Annotated in this window: 1 protein-coding gene; it reads left to right on the forward strand. The window is 68.7% G+C overall.

Features of this window, described 5'->3' with window-relative positions; translation table 11 throughout:
• Positions 1-13: 13 nt before the first annotated feature.
• The coding region (locus HBA93_RS22455) for a DUF6118 family protein (protein ID WP_221724712.1) at positions 14-249 on the forward strand (236 nt) is incomplete at its 3' end.

Genomic DNA, 249 nt, shown 5'->3' on the forward strand with positions numbered 1-249 from the left:
AGGCACGGAGAATATGGCGGAGCTGGACGACGACAGGGAAGGAATCGAGCCGGAAGCACTGGACGAGGACGCCGGCGACCCGGCCGCCGCGTTCGACGCGCTCCGGCGCACGATCGAGACGCAGGGCGCGCAGATCGGCGCGGAAATGACCGTGATGCGGCGCGGGCTGGAAGCGGCTTTCGACCAGCTCGAAAAGATCGAGCCGGCGCAGGACTACAAGCCCCAGCTCGCCCAGCTCGTGCAGGCGCT

The sequence above is a fragment of the Ochrobactrum sp. SFR4 genome (assembly GCF_019730395.1).
Classification (GTDB): domain Bacteria; phylum Pseudomonadota; class Alphaproteobacteria; order Rhizobiales; family Rhizobiaceae; genus Pseudochrobactrum.